Annotated in this window: 28 protein-coding genes; all 28 read left to right on the forward strand. The window is 60.3% G+C overall.

Going from position 1 to position 18071, the window contains the following annotated elements; translation table 11 throughout:
• Positions 1-7 precede the first annotated feature (7 nt).
• The 28 genes from rpsS (at position 8) to FKG95_RS03950 (ending at position 18064) form a co-directional block, all read left to right on the forward strand.
• On the forward strand, positions 8-286 hold the full coding sequence (rpsS, locus tag FKG95_RS03815) for a 30S ribosomal protein S19 (protein ID WP_142894955.1): 279 nt from the start codon (positions 8-10) through the stop codon (positions 284-286).
• 2 nt (positions 287-288) lie between these two features.
• Positions 289-669, forward strand: coding sequence for a 50S ribosomal protein L22 (gene rplV, locus FKG95_RS03820; protein ID WP_142894956.1), 381 nt, complete (start codon positions 289-291; stop codon positions 667-669).
• Positions 669-1346: a 30S ribosomal protein S3 gene (gene rpsC / locus FKG95_RS03825; protein ID WP_142894957.1), complete on the forward strand. Its 678-nt coding sequence runs from the start codon at positions 669-671 to the stop codon at positions 1344-1346. The genes rplV and rpsC overlap by 1 nt, the downstream gene beginning before the upstream one ends.
• A gap of 26 nt (positions 1347-1372) precedes the next feature.
• Positions 1373-1792: a 50S ribosomal protein L16 gene (gene rplP / locus FKG95_RS03830; RefSeq protein WP_142894958.1), complete on the forward strand. Its 420-nt coding sequence runs from the start codon at positions 1373-1375 to the stop codon at positions 1790-1792.
• 3 nt (positions 1793-1795) lie between these two features.
• On the forward strand, positions 1796-1990 hold the full coding sequence (gene rpmC, locus FKG95_RS03835) for a 50S ribosomal protein L29 (RefSeq protein WP_142894959.1): 195 nt from the start codon (positions 1796-1798) through the stop codon (positions 1988-1990).
• 10 nt (positions 1991-2000) lie between these two features.
• Complete coding sequence (gene rpsQ, locus FKG95_RS03840; RefSeq protein ID WP_142894960.1) at positions 2001-2252, forward strand: 30S ribosomal protein S17; 252 nt, start codon at positions 2001-2003, stop codon at positions 2250-2252.
• A gap of 9 nt (positions 2253-2261) precedes the next feature.
• Entirely contained in the window at positions 2262-2630 is a 369-nt protein-coding gene (rplN, locus tag FKG95_RS03845; protein WP_142894961.1) for a 50S ribosomal protein L14, read from the forward strand.
• Positions 2630-2953, forward strand: coding sequence for a 50S ribosomal protein L24 (rplX, locus tag FKG95_RS03850; protein ID WP_142894962.1), 324 nt, complete (start codon positions 2630-2632; stop codon positions 2951-2953). Before rplN ends, rplX begins: the two co-directional genes overlap by 1 nt.
• A gap of 14 nt (positions 2954-2967) precedes the next feature.
• The gene (rplE, locus tag FKG95_RS03855; RefSeq protein WP_142894963.1) at positions 2968-3513 is read left to right on the forward strand and encodes a 50S ribosomal protein L5; all 546 of its coding nucleotides are present in this window, start codon (positions 2968-2970) and stop codon (positions 3511-3513) included.
• Positions 3514-3534: 21 nt separating this feature from the next.
• Positions 3535-3840: a 30S ribosomal protein S14 gene (rpsN, locus tag FKG95_RS03860; protein ID WP_142894964.1), complete on the forward strand. Its 306-nt coding sequence runs from the start codon at positions 3535-3537 to the stop codon at positions 3838-3840.
• Positions 3841-3855: 15 nt separating this feature from the next.
• Positions 3856-4254 carry a 30S ribosomal protein S8 gene (gene rpsH, locus FKG95_RS03865; RefSeq protein WP_142894965.1) on the forward strand — a complete coding sequence of 133 codons (399 nt, stop codon included), beginning with the start codon at positions 3856-3858 and terminating at the stop codon, positions 4252-4254.
• Between the two features lie 12 nt (positions 4255-4266).
• The gene (gene rplF, locus FKG95_RS03870; RefSeq protein WP_142894966.1) at positions 4267-4800 is read left to right on the forward strand and encodes a 50S ribosomal protein L6; all 534 of its coding nucleotides are present in this window, start codon (positions 4267-4269) and stop codon (positions 4798-4800) included.
• Between the two features lie 4 nt (positions 4801-4804).
• Positions 4805-5167: a 50S ribosomal protein L18 gene (gene rplR, locus FKG95_RS03875; protein ID WP_142894967.1), complete on the forward strand. Its 363-nt coding sequence runs from the start codon at positions 4805-4807 to the stop codon at positions 5165-5167.
• A 12-nt stretch (positions 5168-5179) separates the two neighbouring features.
• Positions 5180-5758 (forward strand): 30S ribosomal protein S5, encoded by a 579-nt coding sequence (gene rpsE, locus FKG95_RS03880; RefSeq protein ID WP_142894968.1) that lies wholly within the window; start codon positions 5180-5182, stop codon positions 5756-5758.
• A 5-nt stretch (positions 5759-5763) separates the two neighbouring features.
• Positions 5764-5958 (forward strand): 50S ribosomal protein L30, encoded by a 195-nt coding sequence (rpmD, locus tag FKG95_RS03885; RefSeq protein ID WP_142894969.1) that lies wholly within the window; start codon positions 5764-5766, stop codon positions 5956-5958.
• A 38-nt stretch (positions 5959-5996) separates the two neighbouring features.
• On the forward strand, positions 5997-6479 hold the full coding sequence (gene rplO, locus FKG95_RS03890; RefSeq protein WP_142894970.1) for a 50S ribosomal protein L15: 483 nt from the start codon (positions 5997-5999) through the stop codon (positions 6477-6479).
• A 160-nt stretch (positions 6480-6639) separates the two neighbouring features.
• Positions 6640-7977, forward strand: a complete 1338-nt coding sequence (gene secY / locus FKG95_RS03895) for a preprotein translocase subunit SecY (protein WP_142894971.1) — start codon at positions 6640-6642, stop codon at positions 7975-7977.
• Positions 7974-8624, forward strand: coding sequence for an adenylate kinase (locus FKG95_RS03900; protein ID WP_142894972.1), 651 nt, complete (start codon positions 7974-7976; stop codon positions 8622-8624). Before secY ends, FKG95_RS03900 begins: the two co-directional genes overlap by 4 nt.
• A gap of 174 nt (positions 8625-8798) precedes the next feature.
• Positions 8799-9167, forward strand: a complete 369-nt coding sequence (gene rpsM / locus FKG95_RS03905) for a 30S ribosomal protein S13 (RefSeq protein ID WP_142894973.1) — start codon at positions 8799-8801, stop codon at positions 9165-9167.
• Positions 9168-9197: 30 nt separating this feature from the next.
• Complete coding sequence (rpsK, locus tag FKG95_RS03910) at positions 9198-9587, forward strand: 30S ribosomal protein S11 (protein WP_142894974.1); 390 nt, start codon at positions 9198-9200, stop codon at positions 9585-9587.
• 134 nt (positions 9588-9721) lie between these two features.
• Positions 9722-10738 (forward strand): DNA-directed RNA polymerase subunit alpha, encoded by a 1017-nt coding sequence (locus FKG95_RS03915; protein ID WP_142894975.1) that lies wholly within the window; start codon positions 9722-9724, stop codon positions 10736-10738.
• Between the two features lie 161 nt (positions 10739-10899).
• On the forward strand, positions 10900-11322 hold the full coding sequence (gene rplQ / locus FKG95_RS03920) for a 50S ribosomal protein L17 (protein ID WP_142894976.1): 423 nt from the start codon (positions 10900-10902) through the stop codon (positions 11320-11322).
• A 277-nt stretch (positions 11323-11599) separates the two neighbouring features.
• Positions 11600-13060 carry a DegQ family serine endoprotease gene (locus FKG95_RS03925; protein ID WP_179953914.1) on the forward strand — a complete coding sequence of 487 codons (1461 nt, stop codon included), beginning with the start codon at positions 11600-11602 and terminating at the stop codon, positions 13058-13060.
• A 78-nt stretch (positions 13061-13138) separates the two neighbouring features.
• A complete protein-coding gene (locus tag FKG95_RS03930) occupies positions 13139-14431 on the forward strand; it encodes a replication-associated recombination protein A (RefSeq protein ID WP_142894977.1) in 1293 nt (430 codons plus the stop codon).
• 311 nt (positions 14432-14742) lie between these two features.
• Positions 14743-15408, forward strand: coding sequence for a cysteine hydrolase family protein (locus tag FKG95_RS03935; RefSeq protein ID WP_142894978.1), 666 nt, complete (start codon positions 14743-14745; stop codon positions 15406-15408).
• A gap of 330 nt (positions 15409-15738) precedes the next feature.
• On the forward strand, positions 15739-16125 hold the full coding sequence (gene crcB, locus FKG95_RS03940) for a fluoride efflux transporter CrcB (RefSeq protein WP_142894979.1): 387 nt from the start codon (positions 15739-15741) through the stop codon (positions 16123-16125).
• Positions 16126-16132: 7 nt separating this feature from the next.
• The gene (locus FKG95_RS03945; protein ID WP_142894980.1) at positions 16133-17197 is read left to right on the forward strand and encodes an RluA family pseudouridine synthase; all 1065 of its coding nucleotides are present in this window, start codon (positions 16133-16135) and stop codon (positions 17195-17197) included.
• A gap of 165 nt (positions 17198-17362) precedes the next feature.
• A complete protein-coding gene (locus FKG95_RS03950) occupies positions 17363-18064 on the forward strand; it encodes an HAD-IA family hydrolase (protein WP_218940054.1) in 702 nt (233 codons plus the stop codon).
• The last annotated feature ends 7 nt before the right edge of the window (positions 18065-18071 follow it).

The following is an 18071-nucleotide window of genomic DNA, read 5'->3' on the forward strand; positions in this document are numbered from 1 at the left end:
GGCCGCCATGGCTCGCTCCGTATGGAAAGGTCCGTTCGTCGATGGTTATCTGCTGAAGAAGGCAGATACAGTCAGAGGTTCCGGACGCAACGAAATCATTAAGACCTGGTCGCGCCGCTCGACGATCATGCCGCAGTTTGTCGGCCTGACCTTCGGTGTCTACAACGGCCAGAAGTTCCTGCCGGTTCTGGTGACCGAAAATATGGTCGGTCACAAGTTCGGCGAATTCTCTCCGACGCGGACCTACTACGGTCACGCCGCGGATAAGAAATCCAAGAGGGGCTAACGATGAGTAAGTCGAAAACCCCGCGCGCATTGGCTGAGAACGAAGCCAGGGCAATTGCGCTGAACATGCGGACCAGCTCTCAGAAGCTGAACCTGGTTGCTGCGAGCATTCGTGGCAAATCGGCCGAAAACGCCCTGGCGGAGCTGAGCTTCTCCAAGCGCCGGATCGCCGGTGAGGTGAAGAAGGTTCTGCAGTCGGCCATTGCCAATGCGGAGAACAACCATCAGCTCGACGTCGACCGTCTGTATGTGGCGGAAGCTTCGGTGGGCAAGAGCTTCACCATGAAGCGCTTCCGGGCCCGTGCCCGCGGCCGGGTTGGCCGGATTGTGAAACCGTGGAGCCGCCTGACCGTGGTTGTGCGCGAGCGTGAGGAGACGGCGTAATGGGTCATAAAGTTAATCCAATCGGCCTGCGCGTCGGTATCAACCGGACCTGGGACTCCCGCTGGTTCGCCGATGCGAATTATTCTGACCTGCTGCTTGAGGATCTCGAGCTGCGCAAGTTCCTGCGCAAGCGCCTGCATCAGGCCGGTATCTCCCGGATCGTGATCGAGCGTCCGGCGAAAAAGGCCCGTGTGACGATCTACACGGCCCGGCCGGGTGTGGTCATCGGTAAGAAGGGTGCGGACATCGAGAAGCTCCGCGCGGCTCTTCAGAAGCGCACCAGCAGCGAAGTTCACTTGAACATCGTTGAGGTTCGCAAGCCCGAAATCGACGCCAAGCTGGTCGCCGAGAACATCGCCAGCCAGCTGGAGCGCCGCGTGGCCTTCCGCCGGGCGATGAAGCGTTCGGTTCAGTCCGCCATGCGCCTGGGCGCCGGTGGCATCCGGATCAACTGCGCCGGCCGTCTGGGCGGTGCTGAAATCGCCCGGACCGAGTGGTACCGTGAAGGCCGCGTGCCTCTGCACACCCTTCGCGCCGATGTCGATTACGGCGAAGCGACGGCACAGACGACCTATGGCGCTTGCGGCGTAAAGGTATGGGTCTTCAAGGGAGAAATCCTGGCCCACGACCCGATGGCGCAGGACAAGCGGTCGCAGGATTTGCAGGCTGCACGTTAAGCAGTCAGGCTTGAGGAAATAGAGCAATGTTGCAACCAAAGCGGACCAAATTCCGCAAAGCCCATAAGGGCCGGATCCATGGCAAGGCGAAGGGCGGGACCTCCCTGAACTTCGGTGCCTACGGTATGAAGGCAATGACGCCCGGTCGCGTTTCGGCGCGCCAGATCGAGGCTGCCCGCCGGACCATCACCCGCCACATGAAGCGTGTCGGTAAACTCTGGATCCGCGTCTTCCCGGACGTGCCGGTTTCGAGCAAACCAGCCGAAGTCCGTCAGGGTAAGGGTAAGGGTAACCCGGAGTGGTGGGCGGCCCGGGTCAAGCCCGGCCGGGTCATGTTTGAACTCGATGGCGTTCCCATGGAGCTCGCTCGTGAAGCATTCAAGCTGGCTTCGGCCAAGCTGCCGGTGCAAACCAAGTTCATCGCCCGTGCCGGCGAGGAGGGTTAAATCATGAAAGCGAGTGATCTGCGGGTTAAGACCCAGGACGAGTTGAAAGACGAGCTGATGGGACTGCACAAAGAGCAGTTCAACCTTCGCTTCCAGAAGGCCAGTGGCCAGCTCGAAAATACGACGCGCGCACGACAGGTTCGCCGTGACATCGCGCGCATCAAAACCATCCTGCATCAAATGCAGGCCGTTTCTTAGGAGAGTATCAATGCCGCGTCGTGTGTTGCAGGGTGTGGTGGTTAGTGACAAGACCGATAAGACGGTGACCGTCTTGGTCGAGCGGCGCGTCATGCACCCCATCTACAAGAAGTTTATTAAGCGTTCGAAACGGTACCACGCCCATGATGAGACCAATGCGGTCAAAGCAGGCGAGACCGTTCGGATCCGTGAGTGCCGTCCGATTTCCAAGACCAAGAGCTGGGAAGTTTTCGACGAGACAGCCGCCAGCGCTGAAGGTTAGGGGCTCGCCATGATTCAAATGCAATCCCAGCTCGATGTCGCCGACAATTCCGGCGCCCGTCGAGTCCAGTGCATCAAGGTGCTCGGCGGATCGAAGCGTAAGACCGCAGGCGTCGGCGATGTCATCGTGGTGTCGGTGAAAGAAGCCATTCCGCGCGGACGTGTGAAGAAGGGCGATGTGCATCGCGCCGTGATCGTACGGACCGCAAAGGAAATCCGTCGTGCAGATGGCAGCTCCATCCGTTTCGACAACAACGCTGCAGTCTTGATCAACAAGCAGGGCGAGCCGATCGGAACCCGTATCTTCGGTCCGGTCACCCGCGAACTGCGTGCACGCCAGTACATGAAGATCATTTCTCTGGCGCCTGAGGTGCTGTGATGAGCAAGAAGTTTAAGATCAAAAAAGGCGACAAGGTGACGGTGATCACCGGTCGCGACAAAGGCAAGAAGGGCGAAGTGCTGCGTGTTGTGCGTGATGACGACCGTGTGGTCGTTCAGGGCGTCAACATCGTGAAGCGTCATACGCGTCCGACCGCCTCCACACCGGGTGGGATCGTCGAGCAAGAGGCGCCCCTCCATATTTCGAACGTTGCCCACATCGATCCGAAGTCCGACCAGCCAACGCGCGTCGGGTTCCGGGTGGAAGAGGGCGGTCGCAAGGTGCGCGTTTCCAAGCGCTCCGGCGAAGCCATTGATATTTAAGGCGAGGCAGGACCATGACGAAGCCGCGCTTCAAAGAGCATTACGAAACGACTGTTAAACCGGACCTGGTGAAGCAGTTTGGATACAAGAACACCATGTCGGCGCCCAAGATCGAGAAGATCGTGCTGAACATCGGTGTAGCCGGTGCCGTGCAGGACCAGAAGAAGGTCGCCGCCGCCGCAAACGAAATGGGTCTGATTGCCGGTCAGAAGCCGGTAATCACGAAGGCGAAGAAGTCGATCGCAGGTTTCAAACTGCGTGAAGGTATGCCGCTGGGCTGCAAGGTCACCCTGCGGAAGGACCGGATGTACGAATTTCTGGATCGCCTGGTGACCGTGGCTCTGCCGCGCGTCCGCGACTTCCGCGGCGTTTCGGACAAGAGCTTCGATGGCCGCGGCAACTATGCCATGGGCCTGAAGGAACAGATCGTCTTTCCCGAGATCGACTACGACGCCGTCGACGAGATCCGGGGCATGGACATCGTGATCTGCACCACTGCGAAGACCAATGAGGAAGCCAAGGCTCTCCTCGCCGGCTTCGATATGCCGTTCCAGAAATAGCGGCGGAAGGGATCGAAAAGAATGGCTAAGGTTAGCGCCATCAAGAAGAATCAGAAGCGTCGGAAGGTTGTTGCCCAGCAGGCAGCAAAACGTGCGGCACTCAAGGCTGTCGCCAACGACCGGTCTCTCTCTCCGGAGGAGCGCTTCCTGGCTCATCTCAAACTGGCAGAACTGCCCAGAGATGGTTCGAAAATTCGTGTTCGCAACCGTTGCGAATTGAGCGGACGTCCCCGTGGCGTCTATCGGAAATTTAAGCTGTCGCGTATTGCATTGCGTGACCTCGCATCGATCGGCCAGATCCCTGGCATGGTCAAGTCGAGCTGGTAGGAAAGGGTCCGCGCGATGGCGATGAGCGATCCTCTTGGGGATATGCTAACCCGCATCCGGAACGGACAGCGTGTTGGTAAGTCAAAAGTAACGGCGCCGGCTTCCCGCCTGCGTTCGAACGTGCTTGATGTTTTGAAGCGCGAAGGTTTTATCCGGGATTTCCGTACACAGGAACAGTCCACGGGTATCAGCGAGCTCGAGATCGAACTGAAGTACAATGAAGGCCAGCCGGTGATCAACGAGATCGCCCGCGTTTCGACGCCTGGCCGTCGTGTGTACTCTAAGATCAAAGAGTTGCCGCGTTATTACAACGGTCTGGGAATTACCATCCTGTCGACGCCACGCGGTGTGATGTCGGATCAGGAGGCGCGCGCTGCCAACGTGGGCGGCGAAGTTCTCTGCCGAGTATTTTAAGGAATTGGGTCAATGTCGCGCGTAGGCAAAAATCCTGTAGAGGTGCCCAGCGGCGTCGAGATTGCGGTCAAGGGCCGTTTGGTTTCGGCGAAAGGCAAGCTGGGTCAGCTCGAGTTCGAGGCAACTGATGACGTCGCGATCGAAGTCGCGGATGGCAAAGTCACGGTTACGCCGGTGAATAAGTCGAAGCAGGCCCGCGCCATGTGGGGCACCGCGCGTTCGCGGGTCCAGAACATGGTCACGGGTGTGTCCGACGGCTTCACGCGGGAACTCGAGATCAACGGTGTCGGTTATCGTGCCGCGGTTCAGGGTAAGAGCCTGAACTTGCAGCTCGGTTACAGCCACGATATCAACTTCCCGATCCCCGAAGGGATCTCGATCACCTGCTCCAAGCCGACCGCGATCACGATCTCGGGCGCCGACAAGCAGAAGGTCGGGCAGGTTGCATCCGAAATCCGCAGCTTCCGTCCGCCCGAGCCCTACAAGGGCAAGGGTGTGAAATACGCGGAAGAGACGATCCTGCGTAAAGAAGGCAAGAAGAAGTAAGGCCATGCTGAGCAGCAAACAACTTCGCGACCGCCGCACAAACCGCGTCCGCGCGCAAATCAAGCGCAGAAGCGGTACTCGTCCCCGTTTGTCGGTTTTCCGGTCGAGCAAACACATTTACGCCCAGGTTATCGACGATGTGCAGGGGGTGACCCTTGCCGCCGCATCGACGGTCGATAGCAACCTCAAGTCTAAACTGGCGAAGGGTGCCGACAAGGCAGCTGCTATCGAGGTGGGTAAACTTATTGCCGAGCGTGCTGTCGCTGCCGGCGTCAAGGAAGTGGTCTTCGACCGTGGTGGATATATCTACCATGGCCGGGTGAAGGCGCTGGCCGACGCAGCACGCGAAAACGGCCTGGCATTCTAGGAAAGCAGATCGATGGCACGAGCCCCAAGAGAATCACGATCCCAGAGAGATGACCGTCGGCCGCGCGACCGCGACGAGCCGGAGCTCATTGAGAAGCTGGTCGGTATCAACCGCGTCGCCAAGGTGGTCAAGGGTGGCCGGCGCTTCGGTTTCGCCGCGCTGGTTGTTGTCGGCGACGGCCGCGGACGCGTTGGCCATGGCCACGGCAAGGCCCGCGAGGTCCCTGAGGCGATCCGCAAGGCGACGGAATCCGCCAAGAAGTCGATGATCCGCGTCCCGCTGCGTGAAGGCCGGACCCTGCACCACGACATCAAAGGTCACTACGGTGCCGGTCGTGTTGCCCTGCGGGCCGCGCCTGCAGGTACCGGTATCATCGCCGGCGGTCCGATGCGCGCCATCTTCGAAGCCCTGGGTGTTCAGGACGTCGTTTCGAAGTCGGTCGGAACCTCGAACCCGCATAACATGATCAAGGCCACTTTCGAGGCTCTGTCGCGTTGTGCGAGCCCACGCATGGTTGCACAGCGCCGTGGCAAGAAGGTCTCCGATATTCTCGGCAACCGCACGGCGGGTGCTGCCGAGGCACGGGAGTAAGGTAGATGGCCGCTAAGAAAAAGACGCTTAAGGTCGTGCAGATCGCCAGCCCAATCGGCCGGAAGAAAGATCAGCGCGCAACACTCGTCGGCCTCGGTTTGAACAAGATCAACCGGAGCCGCGAGCTCGAAGATACGCCGTCAGTGCGCGGCATGATCAACAAAGTCAGTCACCTCGTACGGGTTGAGAGCGACGCCTAGGCGCTGCTCTTCCCGCGACTGAAGCAGGGTAAAGAGACATGAAGCTCAATCAGCTGTCCGATAACGCAGGCGCCCGCAAGGCCGCCAAGCGCGTTGGCCGCGGCATCGGCTCCGGCACCGGTAAAACGGCCGGCGCCGGTCATAAGGGCCAGAAGGCCCGCAGCGGTGTTGCGATCAAGGGTTTTGAAGGTGGTCAGATGCCTCTGCACCGCCGCCTTCCGAAGCGTGGTTTCAACAATATTTTCCGCAAAAACTTCGTTGCCGTGAACATCGGCCGCCTCCAGGCTGCCATCGATGCAGGCAAAGTTGACGCGAAATCCGAGATCAACGCCGAGACCCTGAAGGCCTCAGGCGTGGTCACAAATCCACGCGATGGCATTCGTTTGCTTGCATCCGGCGAATTGAAGACCAAAGTAAACATTGCGGTTGCGGGAGCATCCAAGGCCGCGATTGCTGCTGTCGAGAAAGCCGGCGGCACTGTGACCGTTGCTGCCGCCAAAGAGGCCGCAGCAGAGAGTTAAGAACGCCAGCGGGTTTGCGACGATGTCCTGAAAAGGGAAGTCCGCAAGCCTGCAGGCCGATTTTCGGGCCGCTTAGCCTCAGATCCCGGTTTGACCGGGGGAGAGCGAGGCAGATAGTGGGCCCAGGCATCGGCCATATGACACAACTGGGATAAAGTATATGGCCTCAGCCGCCGAACAACTTGCTGCAAATATGAACTTCGGCGCGCTTGCCAAGGCGACCGAACTCAAGAAGCGCATTTGGTTCACGCTTGGTGCTTTGGTGATTTATCGCCTGGGGACCTATATCCCGATTCCTGGTATCGACACCGCCATTTTTGCCACGATTTACCAGAATCAGGCACAGGGCGGCGTGCTCGACATTTTCAATGCCTTCTCGGGCGGTGCCCTGGAGCGCATGACGATCTTCGCGCTGAACATCATGCCGTATATTTCGGCATCGATTATCATGCAGCTGCTGACCGCCGTCTCACCGCAGATCGAAGCCTTGAAGAAAGAAGGTGAAGCCGGGCGGAAGAAGATCAACCAGTACACCCGCTACGGCACGGTTGTCTTGGCCGCTGTTCAGGCCTTCGGAATTGCCAAGGGGCTGGAAACGCTTGGAGGCACCGGCCAGTCGGCTGTCATTGAACCCGGGCTCTTCTTCCAGCTTTCGACGGTGATCACCCTGACCGGCGGCACCATCTTCCTGATGTGGCTCGGTGAACAGATCACCCAGCGCGGCGTCGGCAACGGGATCTCGCTGATCATTTTCTCGGGTATCGTGGCCAACCTGCCGATTGCTCTGGCGCAGGCCTTCTCTCTGGGACAGACCAACGCTCTGGCCATTCTGGTGCCTGTCTCCGCCGTTGCCATTATCGCATTCATCGTATTCGTAGAGCGCGCCCATCGCCGGATCATCGTTCAGTATCCGAAGCGTCAGGTCGGCAACAAGATGTTCGGCGGCGAAGCCTCGCATCTGCCGATGAAGCTGAACGTCGCGGGTGTGATCCCGCCGATCTTTGCCTCTTCCCTCCTGCTGATGCCTTTGACGGCGGCCGGCTTTTCCGGCGGCGCGGGACCTGAGTGGCTGAACTGGGTCGTCGCCAACCTCGGACGCGGATCGCCTGGTTATCTGCTGATTTTCTCGGCGCTGATTATCTTCTTCGCCTTCTTCTACACCAGCATTGTCTTCAACCCCGAAGATACCGCTGACAATCTGAAGAAGCATGGCGGCTTCATCCCTGGCATCCGTCCGGGCAAGAACACCGCCACGTACCTGGAATTTGTGCTGAACCGCCTGACCGTCGTCGGTGCCTGCTACCTCGCACTGGTCTGCCTGGTGCCTGAGATGGTCAGTGCAGAGTTCTCTGTGGTAACCTTTTATTTCGGTGGCACGTCTCTCCTGATCATTGTTTCGGTCACCATGGATACAGTGGGTCAGATACATTCTCATCTGCTGGCGCATCAATACGAAGGACTCATCAAGAAGTCCAAGCTGAAGGGACGTCGGGGGTGAACATCATTCTTTTGGGTCCGCCGGGGGCAGGTAAGGGCACTCAAGCGAAGCGATTACAAGATAAGCACGGCCTCGTGCAGCTTTCGACCGGCGAGATGCTTCGCGAGTTGAAGAATTCGGGCAGCGAGCTCGGGGCACAGGCGAAGGAAATCATGGATGCCGGCAAACTGATGCCGGATGATCTGATGATCGAGATGATTTCCCAGCGGATTGACGCGCCGGATTGCGCGACGGGGTTTATCCTCGACGGCTTTCCGCGGACGACGCCGCAAGCTGAAGGTTTGGACAAAATGCTCGCCGATAAGGGCCTGAAGCTCGATTCGGTGATCGAAATGGCGGTCGATGAAGCGGCCCTGATCGCGCGGGTGGTGGGACGCTATTCCTGTGCGAAATGCGGCGCGGGCTACCATGACACTTTCCAGAAGCCGGCCAAGGACGGCGTCTGCGACAGCTGCGGCAGTGAGGAATTCTCGCGCCGCGCGGATGATAACGAAGAGACGATGCGGAACCGCTTGGCGACGTATCATGAACAGACCGCGCCGATCCTTCCCTACTACAGGGAAAAGGGCGTTTTGAAGACGATTGACGGCATGGCCGCGATCGACGATGTGACCGGGCAGATAGAAGCGATTCTTGCCGGGGGATGACGGTTGACTTGAGGGAGCGGGTGCATATAATCCCGCATCCTTCGGCGTGACCGCGACCGGAGAGTTTTGCCTGTCCAAACGTACCGAACTTCGGGCTTTGTTGGTTCGAGGCATAAATTAACAAGCTTCCCAGGGGTTTAGGCCTGGGAATCACTGTTTTAAGGAGACCGTGGCGTGGCACGTATTGCTGGCGTCAATATCCCGACGCAAAAGCGGGTACAGATCGCTTTGACCTATATTCACGGAATTGGCCGCACCAAGGCCGTGGAAATCTGCAACACGGTGGGCATTCCTGCGGAGCGCCGGGTGAATGAACTGACCGACGACGAAGTCGTTCGGGTTCGTGAAGCCATCGACCGCGGCTACACGGTTGAAGGTGACCTTCGCCGCGAAGTGGCCATGAACATCAAACGTCTGATGGATCTGGGTTGCTATCGTGGTCTGCGGCATCGTAAGGGCCTGCCTGTTCGCGGACAGCGGACGAGCACCAACGCCAGAACCCGTAAGGGTCCGGCGAAGCCGATCGCAGGCAAGAAGAAATAACTCAGAAGATAAGATAAGGTTTTACAGGCCATGGCCAAACCTCAAGCACGTTTGCGTCGTCGCGAGCGGAAAAATATTTCTTCCGGCATCGCGCACGTCAGTGCGACGTTCAATAACACGGTGATCACCATCACCGACGTTCAAGGCAACACCATCTCCTGGTCGTCGGCTGGTGGGCAGGGCTTCAAGGGATCGCGTAAGTCGACTCCCTACGCCGCGCAGCTGGCTGCCGAAGATGCTGGCCGTAAGGCACAGGACCACGGCATGAAGACGCTGGAAGTCAACGTGAAGGGCCCTGGTTCGGGCCGCGAATCGGCTCTGCGTGCACTGCAGGCGGTCGGCTTCACGATCACCGCGATCCGTGACGTGACCCCGATTCCGCATAACGGTTGCCGGCCGCCGAAACGGCGCCGAGTTTAGACCGTTTCACGGCACCGCCGGTCTTTTGACGGCGGTAAAAACGTGGCAAGTCGGAGGCCGGTGCAGACCGGCTTTTGGCATTCAATGACAGCGGACCCGCGCAAGGCAGTCCGCAACATTATGAGGGCGCAATCGTGCTTCAGAAAAATTGGACCGAACTAATCAAGCCGAACAAGCTCGACATTCAGCCGGGACCTGACGGAACCCGGGTTGCGAAGGTCGTTGCAGAGCCTCTTGAACGGGGCTTTGGTCTGACACTTGGCAACGCGCTGCGCCGGATCCTTCTCTCGTCGCTGCAGGGTGCAGCGGTGACCTCGATCCAGGTCGACGGTGTCCTGCATGAGTTCTCCTCGATCCCCGGCGTCCGTGAGGACGTGACCGATGTGGTGTTGAACATCAAATCGATCGCGCTGCGCATGGGCGGTGACGGTCCCAAGCGGATGCGTCTGCGGGCCGAGGGTCCGGGACCTGTGTCCGCCGGTCAGATCGAAACCGGTGCCGACATCGAAGTGATGAACCCGGATCTCATTCTCTGCACCCTGGACGACGGGGCGCGGATCGACATGGAGCTCACGGTCGAAATCGGCAAGGGTTATGTGGCGGCTTCGCAGAACCGTCCCGAAGATGCACCGATCGGACTGGTTCCGGTCGATTCGATCTTCTCGCCGGTGCGCAAGGTCTCCTACAAGGTCGAGAACACGCGTGTCGGTCAGGTCACTGACTACGACATGCTGACCATGCAGGTTGAGACCAACGGCGCGGTGACCCCTGAGGACGCGGTCGCTTTGGCCGCCCGCATCCTGCAGGATCAGCTTCAGCTCTTCGTGAACTTCGACGAGCCGCAGGTCCGCGAGATCGAAGATCGTCCGAGCGAGCCGCCGTTCAACAAGAACCTGCTGCGCAAGGTCGACGAGCTCGAGCTTTCGGTCCGTTCCGCCAACTGCCTGAAGAACGACAACATCGTCTACATCGGCGATCTGGTTCAAAAGAGCGAAGGCGAGATGCTGCGGACGCCGAACTTCGGCCGGAAGTCGCTGAACGAGATCAAGGAAGTCCTCTCGACCATGGGTCTGCATCTTGGAATGGAGATCGCGGAGTGGCCGCCTGAGAACATCGAGGAACTCGCGAAGAAGCTGGAAGAGCCCTACTAAGCTCCGACTGCTTTGGCGGTAACCGGAACACTGTGTAAACCCGAGCCAGTCGGCTCAGCACGACGTACCTGGCTTCCCTGGGGAGTTTGAACCAGAAAGACATGGCGTTGTGATGCTTAATCGGTCTCGTGCGCGAGACCAGAGAGAACGGAGAGAAGACAATGCGTCACGGAATGAGCGGTCGTAAGTTAAACCGCACCAGCAGCCACCGTAAGGCTATGTTCGCCAACATGGCGGTTGCCCTGCTGAAACACGAGCAGATCAAGACGACCCTGCCGAAAGCCAAGGATCTTCGCCGGATCGTCGACAAGCTGATTACCCTCGGCAAGCGCGGTGATCTTCACGCCCGCCGTCAGGCAAACTCCGTTCTGCGCGATGACAAGATCACCGCAAAGCTGTTCGATGAGCTGGCAAGCCGCTACGAGAGCCGCGCCGGCGGGTACACCCGTGTGCTGAAAGCCGGTTTCCGTCATGGTGACATGGCGCCGATGGCGTACATCGAGCTGGTCGAGCGCAATGTCGATGCCAAGGGTCAGGACTCCGGTCCGACCCAGGATGTCGAGGACGACGAAGACGAAGATTAGGTTTTGCGGCCTGAAGCTCCAAACGGGGCTTCGGTGCACAGACTCTGCGACGAAGGCAGTCCCGTAAGGGCTGCCTTTTCTCGTTGAACATAGGGTCCGCAGCGTTTGACCTCGAGGAATCCACCTCTGAAAACCGTGATTAAGCCCCTATATTAGGTTCAGGCTGCCGATGCACGACAAGGTGATGCGCTGTGAACCAGACCATGTTTAAACTGAGAGGCTGCGACCGCGCTGATTGGCACAGCTGTAGACCGAAACTTCTTGGAGCAGATTACAGGTGAAACCGCGTCATATCCTAAGCCCAAGTTGCTGTAAGGCCTTTGTTGTCGCTCTCGCCCTGCTGGTCGGCTCCCTGCAGGCTTCTCTTTCTTGGGCGCAGACGGACAGCACGGCGGCAGGTGCCCGCGTCCCCTCATCCGAAGGTGAGATAAAGCTCTCCTTTGCACCGGTGGTCAAGGCCACCGCGCCAGCGGTGGTGAACATCTTTTCGAAACGCCAGGTCACGCAACAGCGCCGCCCGTCGCTCTTTGACGACCCCTTCTTCAAACGCTTTTTCGGCGAGCAGTTCGGCGGTCAGCGTAAGCGCGAGCGTATGGAGAGTTCGCTGGGTTCCGGCGTGATCGTCTCTGAAGACGGCCTGATCGTCACAAACCATCATGTCATCAACGGTGCTACCGAGATCAAGGTGGTTCTCTCAGACCGCCGGGAGTTCCCTGCGGAACTGATCCTGGACGACGAACGCACGGACCTTGCCGTTTTACGCGTGGACCCGGAAGGCGCCCGCCTGCCGACCATCCCGCTGCGCGACTCGGATGATGTCGAGGTGGGCGATCTGATACTGGCGATCGGCAACCCCTTCGGAGTGGGACAGACGGTGACCAGCGGGATCGTCTCCGCCCTGGCGCGCACCCAGGTCGGGATTGGCGACTTCAGCTTTTTCATTCAGACGGATGCAGCGATCAATCCGGGCAACTCGGGTGGCGCCCTGGTGACGATGGATGGCCAGCTTCTGGGCATCAACACGGCGATTTACTCGCGCAGCGGCGGCTCGGTGGGGATCGGTTTCGCGATTCCGGCCAACATGGTGCGCACGGTCATCGACTCGGCAAAGAATGGCGGTGCCCTGGTCCGGGCCTGGACCGGAATCACCGGCCAGACCCTGACCAGTGACCTGGCGATGGGCTTCGGTTTGGACCGGGCCGGCGGCGTGGTGGTCAGCCAGCTCTATGGCGGCGGGCCGGCCGACCGCGCCGGATTGAAGCCCGGCGACGTGATCCTGGCGGTCGACGGCGTGGAAATCCAGGACTACGAATCTCTTCGCTTCCGCGTGGCAACCCGTGGTCTGGGCGAGCAGGTTCCGATCGAGGTTTGGCGAGGGCGGCAGAACCTCGCGCTGAATCTCCCCATCGAGGCCGCGCCGGAGTCGCCGCCGCGCGAGGTCGTCCGCCTGCGGGGACAGCATCCACTGGCCGGCGCGCAGGTCGCCAACCTCTCGCCGGCACTGGCCGAGGAGCTTGACCTTCCCGGTGCCTGGGCCGGTGTTATCATCACCAAGATCGCCCGGGGCAGCACGGCGCAGCGGATCCGGATGCGTCCGGGCGATGTTCTGCTGGGTGTCAATGACCGGTCGATCGCGGAAGTCGCGGATATCGACGGCGCCCTGGCCAGCAGCCAATCGCGGTGGCGGATCAGGTTCAGCCGGGGCGGAAAAGTCCGCTCCATCGATATCGGTCGCTAGGTCTTGCCGGCAAGGATAAGCTCGAAGGTGTTACATGCGGTCTGAAAACGTGAGCTTTTCGGTTATGAGGTCTCCGTAATGTCCATGGGGCTCTTTGAAAGCCAGGCACCCCGGCCTCTGGCGGATCGTCTGCGTCCGCGCGCTCTGGACGAGGTCGTGGGGCAGGACCATCTGCTGAAGGACGATGCGCCGCTTGGCCGCATGGTGATGGGACACCGCCTTGCCTCCATGGTGCTCTGGGGGCCGCCCGGATGCGGCAAGACGACTATTGCCAGGTTGCTCGCCGACGTTTCCGATCTCGAGTTCGAGCCCTTGTCCGCGGTCTTCTCGGGTGTGGCGGATCTGCGCAAGGTCTTCGAGCGGGCCAAGGAGCGACGCCTGGCCGGGCGCGGGACTCTGCTGTTTATCGACGAGATTCATCGCTTCAACCGGGCGCAGCAGGATGGCTTTCTCCCCTATGTCGAGGATGGCACCGTGGTGCTGGTTGGTGCCACGACGGAAAATCCATCCTTTGAGCTGAACGCCGCGTTGCTGTCGCGCTGCCAGGTCTTCGTCCTGAAGCGTCTTGACGATACGGCGATGGATGAGCTCATGCGCCGTGCCGAGCGGGACAAGGGTAAAGCCTTGCCGCTCAAGGAGGATGCCCGCGCCGCGGTTGCCGCCATGGCGGATGGGGACGGGCGCTATCTGCTGAACCTGGTCGAGGAGCTCTTTGCCCTGGAGGTCGGGGAGCTGCTTGATTCCGCGGCGCTTGCGGTGGTGATCCAGAAGCGGGCACCGATCTACGACAAGGCGCAGGAAGGGCACTACAACCTCATTTCCGCTCTGCACAAGTCTCTGCGAGGCTCCGACTGCGACGCGGCGCTTTACTGGCTCGCGCGTATGCTCTCGGCTGGTGAAGACCCCAACTACGTGGGCCGGCGTCTTTTGCGTTTCGCGGTCGAGGACGTCGGCCTGGCGGATCCGCAGGCTCTGACCCAGACCCTCGCGGCCTGGCAGAGCTATGAACGGCTCGGCAGTCCGGAGGGCGAGCTGGCGCTGGCCCAGGCGGTTGTCTATCTGGCGACCGCGCCGAAATCCAACGCGGCCTACAAGGCCTACAAAGAGTCGGTCCGCAGCGCCAAGGAGACTGGGTCTCTGGCACCGCCGATGCATATTCTGAACGCGCCGACGTCCCTGATGAAGGACCTTGGCTACGGTAAGGGCTATGCCTACGACCACGACACGGACGAGGGCTTTTCCGGGCAGAACTACTTCCCGGATGATATGCCGCGCCGGCAGTTCTACCGGCCGGTGGAGCGCGGCTTCGAACGGGAGATTCGAAAACGGCTCGATTATTGGGCGAAGCTGAGGGGCGAACGGGGCGCGTAACGCGCGGAAAGCCGCCGGTGTTTCCATCACTGCCTAGAATTTGAGCGCATTCACGTTATGGCTGCAGTGTGAGCCCTGCGTTTCCTGCGCGTCTGCCATTCCACCTTTCGAATTGTATCTGACGCCATCAAGAGTAGGTTGCGCACACTCATTTTGCGGCTGAATAGACTCAGGTCAGAAGCACCGGGCAGAATCACTGAGCAGAATCACTGAGAAGACTGATCGCCTTTGGCGCTCAGTCAACTCCGGATCTGTATTGCGGCTCTCCCCACAGGGCTGCGCCGTCGTCAACGCCATTAAGGGATACAGGCATGCCGGACTACACGTTACCCGAGAAGCAAACCGTCGCTCTTCTGACGCTCTCCGCGCAACGCGATTTTACGCTTCCCGGGTCGCCTGTGCGGGCCGCAGGGCTGGCTCGTGCCATCCCGGCCATGAAGCGCCTGGTGGACGGCTTCCGTCAGCAGGGGGCGCCGATCTATCATTCGGTGCGCCTCTATCGCCCTGACGGCACCAATGTCGACGTCTGCCGGCGCCAGGCCGTCGAGGAAGGTCTGCGCATTCTCATGCCCGGCAGTTTTGGCTCTGAATTGATCGACGAAGTCAAACCCAAGGCCGGTATCCGCCTGGACCCGGATCTTCTCTTCGCCGGGAAGTTCCAGTCCATCGGCGAGAAAGAAGCCATCTTCTACCGCCCGCGCTGGGGTGCCTTCCACGACACCGGTCTGGAAGCGGAACTCAAGGCGCGCGGGGTGACCACCCTGGTGATCTGCGGCTTCAGCTTCGCCACCGGCACCCGGGCCACGATCTATGAGGCCAGTGCCCGCGACTTCCGTCTCGTGCTGGTGCCCGACGCGGTCTGTAACTCCACCGAAGAGGGCGTCCGCGAACTGGGCCGGATGGGCGTCTATCTGTTGAATGCCGAGAATTGCCTGACCTGGCTGACCAGTGAAGAGCGGTCAGGCGAGGCCGCCTGATTTATAAAACAGATAGTTATTAACATCTGTTAACTTTCTACCTTTAATGATCTCGGCAAAAGCCTTTCTCTGGGATGCTTTTGGGACTGTCCGTTGCGTTGGGAGGGGTGGTTTGCTAACAAGCCCAGCGCAGGATAATGCTGAGGACCGGGCCGACTAGAGCAGATCCGGTTTAGATGGAATCGCCTTCGGCGATCCGTCGTACCGGTGAATCTGCTCTACCACTATGATGTAGAGGGGGTTCACATGTTTTAGCGAAAACACAGAGTGTTTCCGTTAAAACATGACGCGCTCTAGCGTTCGATTCTGAAGCGGCGTGAAAGGTGGCAGATGCATATCCAGATTATTCTGGCGGTGGCCTTGGGCGGCGCGCTTGGCGCGGTCGGGCGCTATCTTGCCGTCAGCCAGATCAGTCACTGGATGGGCGGCAGCTTTCCCTACGGAACCCTCGCGGTCAATGTGGTCGGGTCCTTCGTCATGGCGGCATTGGTCGAGGTCTTTGCCTCTGTCTGGTCACCCTCCCAGATGATGCGGGCGTTTTTGACGGTCGGTTGCCTCGGGGCTTTCACGACCTTCTCGACTTTTTCCATGGAGACGGTGCTGCTGGTTGAGCGTGGTGAGACCGGACAGGCGGTCATCTACGCGCTGGCCTCCGTCATTCTCTCGGTGCTTGGGTTCTTTGCGGGGCTCCAGTTGTTCCGAACGATTTTAGGATAAGCCTATTATGCCTGTCGAAATGGTGACCGTAAGCAGCGAAGAATCCGGCGACCGCCTGGACCGCTGGCTAAAGCGCCGCTATGCGGACGTGACCCAGGGCCAGGTCGAGAAGCTGCTGCGGACCGGGCAGGTGCGCCTGGACGGCAAGCGCGCGAAGTCCTCGGCGCGGGTTGAAGCCGGACAGGTCGTCCGTGTGCCGCCTCTTGCGGCCGGTCCGGGCCGCTCGCCCGAAGCGGGAGCGCGCGCGGTCAGGAAGACCGCTGCCTCGAGCAAGGATATCAAGGCCTTGCAGGATGCGGTTATCTTCAAGGATGATTGGGTCCTAGCGATCAACAAACCCAGCGGGCTTGCGGTGCAGGGCGGGACCGGACAAAGCCGACATGTGGACGCCATGCTCGACGGCCTGATCTTCGACCGCAAGGACCGTCCCAAGCTCGTTCACCGGCTCGACCGGGACACCAGCGGCGTGCTGCTGCTGGCGCGTACCGGCGCGGCGGCCCGCGATCTGACCGCGGCTTTCCGCGGGAAGGACGCCCGCAAGATCTATTGGGCCGTGGTGGTCGGAAAGCCCCCCAAGGCGCGCGGTGTGATCGACATGTCGCTGGGCAAGGCGGCTTCGGAGGGGGGCATGGAGAAGGTTGCCGCCCTGGGCCCGGCAGGCAAACGCGCGCTGACGCTTTACCAGACAATTGCCACGGGGAAGGGGAAAAGCCGCGGGCTGACCTGGCTCGCGCTGATGCCTCTGACCGGGCGGACCCATCAGCTGCGCGTCCACTGCGCGGAGATGGGCATGCCGATCGTGGGTGATGGCAAGTACGGCGGCAAGCAGGCCTTCCCGGCGAAACCCGACTTTCCCAAACGCCTGATGCTCCACGCTCAGGAGATCGCCTTGCCGCATCCGGATGACGGTACGACCCTTCGGATCGCTGCGCCGCTGCCGGCGGATATGCAGGCGGCCTGGAAGGCATTCCACTTTGACATCAGGCACGGCGAAAACGTCGCGAACGATCTGGCGACCTATGCCGATGCGCTGGACCTGGAAAAGCGGAAACCGGATTCCATGGCGCGATAAGCGCCATCGACAAAGATTCCGCGATGAGCGCCATCACCAGATACGCCGGACCTTTAACGCTTCCTTGGCGCAGCCGGTCGCGGTTGCTAAGCTCGCCGTCCTTCGCGCATGGCGCCACGGTGGGTGAGCGTCCATTGATAACACTCGGACATTGCTGAAATCATTATGCCTGACCACGCGAACGCCTCGGCAATGACACCTCGTCTGATCGTCTTCGACTTCGACGGCACCCTGGTGGATAGCCAGCGGGTGATCATTGACTGCATGTCGGGCGCTTTCGCGCACCACGACCTGCCGGTGCCCACGCCGGATGCCATTCGCCGCTCCGTCGGGCTGGCCTTGGAATATGCCATCGCGTCCCTCCTGCCGGATCCCGACGACAGAGACCTCGCGGTCCGGGTCGCGGGTGCTTACCGTGAGCGCGCCTATGCGGTTCGCGAGAGCGGCAGTTACGACGAGCCTCTGTTCGAAGGCGTGCGCGAGACCATTGCAGCCCTGGACCAGCCGGAGATCTGGCTTGGCATCGCGACGGGCAAGAACCGCCGTGGCCTGCTGCACAGCCTCGAAGTTCATGGATTGCACCATCACTTTACGACCTTGAAGACAGCGGACGACGGCCCGAGCAAGCCCCATCCCGAGATCCTGCAACAGGCCATGGATGAGACCGGTGTCGCACCGGAAAATACGGTGATGATCGGTGACACCACTTATGACATGTTGCTGGCGCAGAACGCCGGCGCGCAGGGGATCGGTGTTTCCTGGGGATACCATGGCACCGAGGAACTCTCGGCCAATGGCGCGTCGCGCATTGTGCAATCTTTCAGTGAACTTCTCGACGCGCTGTCGGAGAGCGCGCGAAAGGAGTAATCTGTCG

Origin of the sequence: Denitrobaculum tricleocarpae, from assembly GCF_007004665.1 — a bacterium.
Lineage (GTDB): Bacteria > Pseudomonadota > Alphaproteobacteria > Kiloniellales > Kiloniellaceae > Denitrobaculum > Denitrobaculum tricleocarpae.

Excerpts from the sequence above, each read along its gene's own strand:
- rpsS (WP_142894955.1), top strand. The coding sequence starts at position 8 with ATGGCTCGCTCCGTATGGAAAGGTCCGTTCGTCGATGGTTATCTGCTG.
- rplV (WP_142894956.1), top strand. The coding sequence starts at position 289 with ATGAGTAAGTCGAAAACCCCGCGCGCATTGGCTGAGAACGAAGCCAGG.
- rpsC (WP_142894957.1), top strand. The coding sequence starts at position 669 with ATGGGTCATAAAGTTAATCCAATCGGCCTGCGCGTCGGTATCAACCGG.
- rplP (WP_142894958.1), top strand. The coding sequence starts at position 1,373 with ATGTTGCAACCAAAGCGGACCAAATTCCGCAAAGCCCATAAGGGCCGG.
- rpmC (WP_142894959.1), top strand. The coding sequence starts at position 1,796 with ATGAAAGCGAGTGATCTGCGGGTTAAGACCCAGGACGAGTTGAAAGAC.
- rpsQ (WP_142894960.1), top strand. The coding sequence starts at position 2,001 with ATGCCGCGTCGTGTGTTGCAGGGTGTGGTGGTTAGTGACAAGACCGAT.
- rplN (WP_142894961.1), top strand. The coding sequence starts at position 2,262 with ATGATTCAAATGCAATCCCAGCTCGATGTCGCCGACAATTCCGGCGCC.
- rplX (WP_142894962.1), top strand. The coding sequence starts at position 2,630 with ATGAGCAAGAAGTTTAAGATCAAAAAAGGCGACAAGGTGACGGTGATC.
- rplE (WP_142894963.1), top strand. The coding sequence starts at position 2,968 with ATGACGAAGCCGCGCTTCAAAGAGCATTACGAAACGACTGTTAAACCG.
- rpsN (WP_142894964.1), top strand. The coding sequence starts at position 3,535 with ATGGCTAAGGTTAGCGCCATCAAGAAGAATCAGAAGCGTCGGAAGGTT.
- rpsH (WP_142894965.1), top strand. The coding sequence starts at position 3,856 with ATGGCGATGAGCGATCCTCTTGGGGATATGCTAACCCGCATCCGGAAC.
- rplF (WP_142894966.1), top strand. The coding sequence starts at position 4,267 with ATGTCGCGCGTAGGCAAAAATCCTGTAGAGGTGCCCAGCGGCGTCGAG.
- rplR (WP_142894967.1), top strand. The coding sequence starts at position 4,805 with ATGCTGAGCAGCAAACAACTTCGCGACCGCCGCACAAACCGCGTCCGC.
- rpsE (WP_142894968.1), top strand. The coding sequence starts at position 5,180 with ATGGCACGAGCCCCAAGAGAATCACGATCCCAGAGAGATGACCGTCGG.
- rpmD (WP_142894969.1), top strand. The coding sequence starts at position 5,764 with ATGGCCGCTAAGAAAAAGACGCTTAAGGTCGTGCAGATCGCCAGCCCA.
- rplO (WP_142894970.1), top strand. The coding sequence starts at position 5,997 with ATGAAGCTCAATCAGCTGTCCGATAACGCAGGCGCCCGCAAGGCCGCC.
- secY (WP_142894971.1), top strand. The coding sequence starts at position 6,640 with ATGGCCTCAGCCGCCGAACAACTTGCTGCAAATATGAACTTCGGCGCG.
- rpsK (WP_142894974.1), top strand. The coding sequence starts at position 9,198 with ATGGCCAAACCTCAAGCACGTTTGCGTCGTCGCGAGCGGAAAAATATT.
- rplQ (WP_142894976.1), top strand. The coding sequence starts at position 10,900 with ATGCGTCACGGAATGAGCGGTCGTAAGTTAAACCGCACCAGCAGCCAC.
- FKG95_RS03930 (WP_142894977.1), top strand. The coding sequence starts at position 13,139 with ATGTCCATGGGGCTCTTTGAAAGCCAGGCACCCCGGCCTCTGGCGGAT.
- FKG95_RS03935 (WP_142894978.1), top strand. The coding sequence starts at position 14,743 with ATGCCGGACTACACGTTACCCGAGAAGCAAACCGTCGCTCTTCTGACG.
- crcB (WP_142894979.1), top strand. The coding sequence starts at position 15,739 with ATGCATATCCAGATTATTCTGGCGGTGGCCTTGGGCGGCGCGCTTGGC.
- FKG95_RS03945 (WP_142894980.1), top strand. The coding sequence starts at position 16,133 with ATGCCTGTCGAAATGGTGACCGTAAGCAGCGAAGAATCCGGCGACCGC.
- FKG95_RS03950 (WP_218940054.1), top strand. The coding sequence starts at position 17,363 with ATGCCTGACCACGCGAACGCCTCGGCAATGACACCTCGTCTGATCGTC.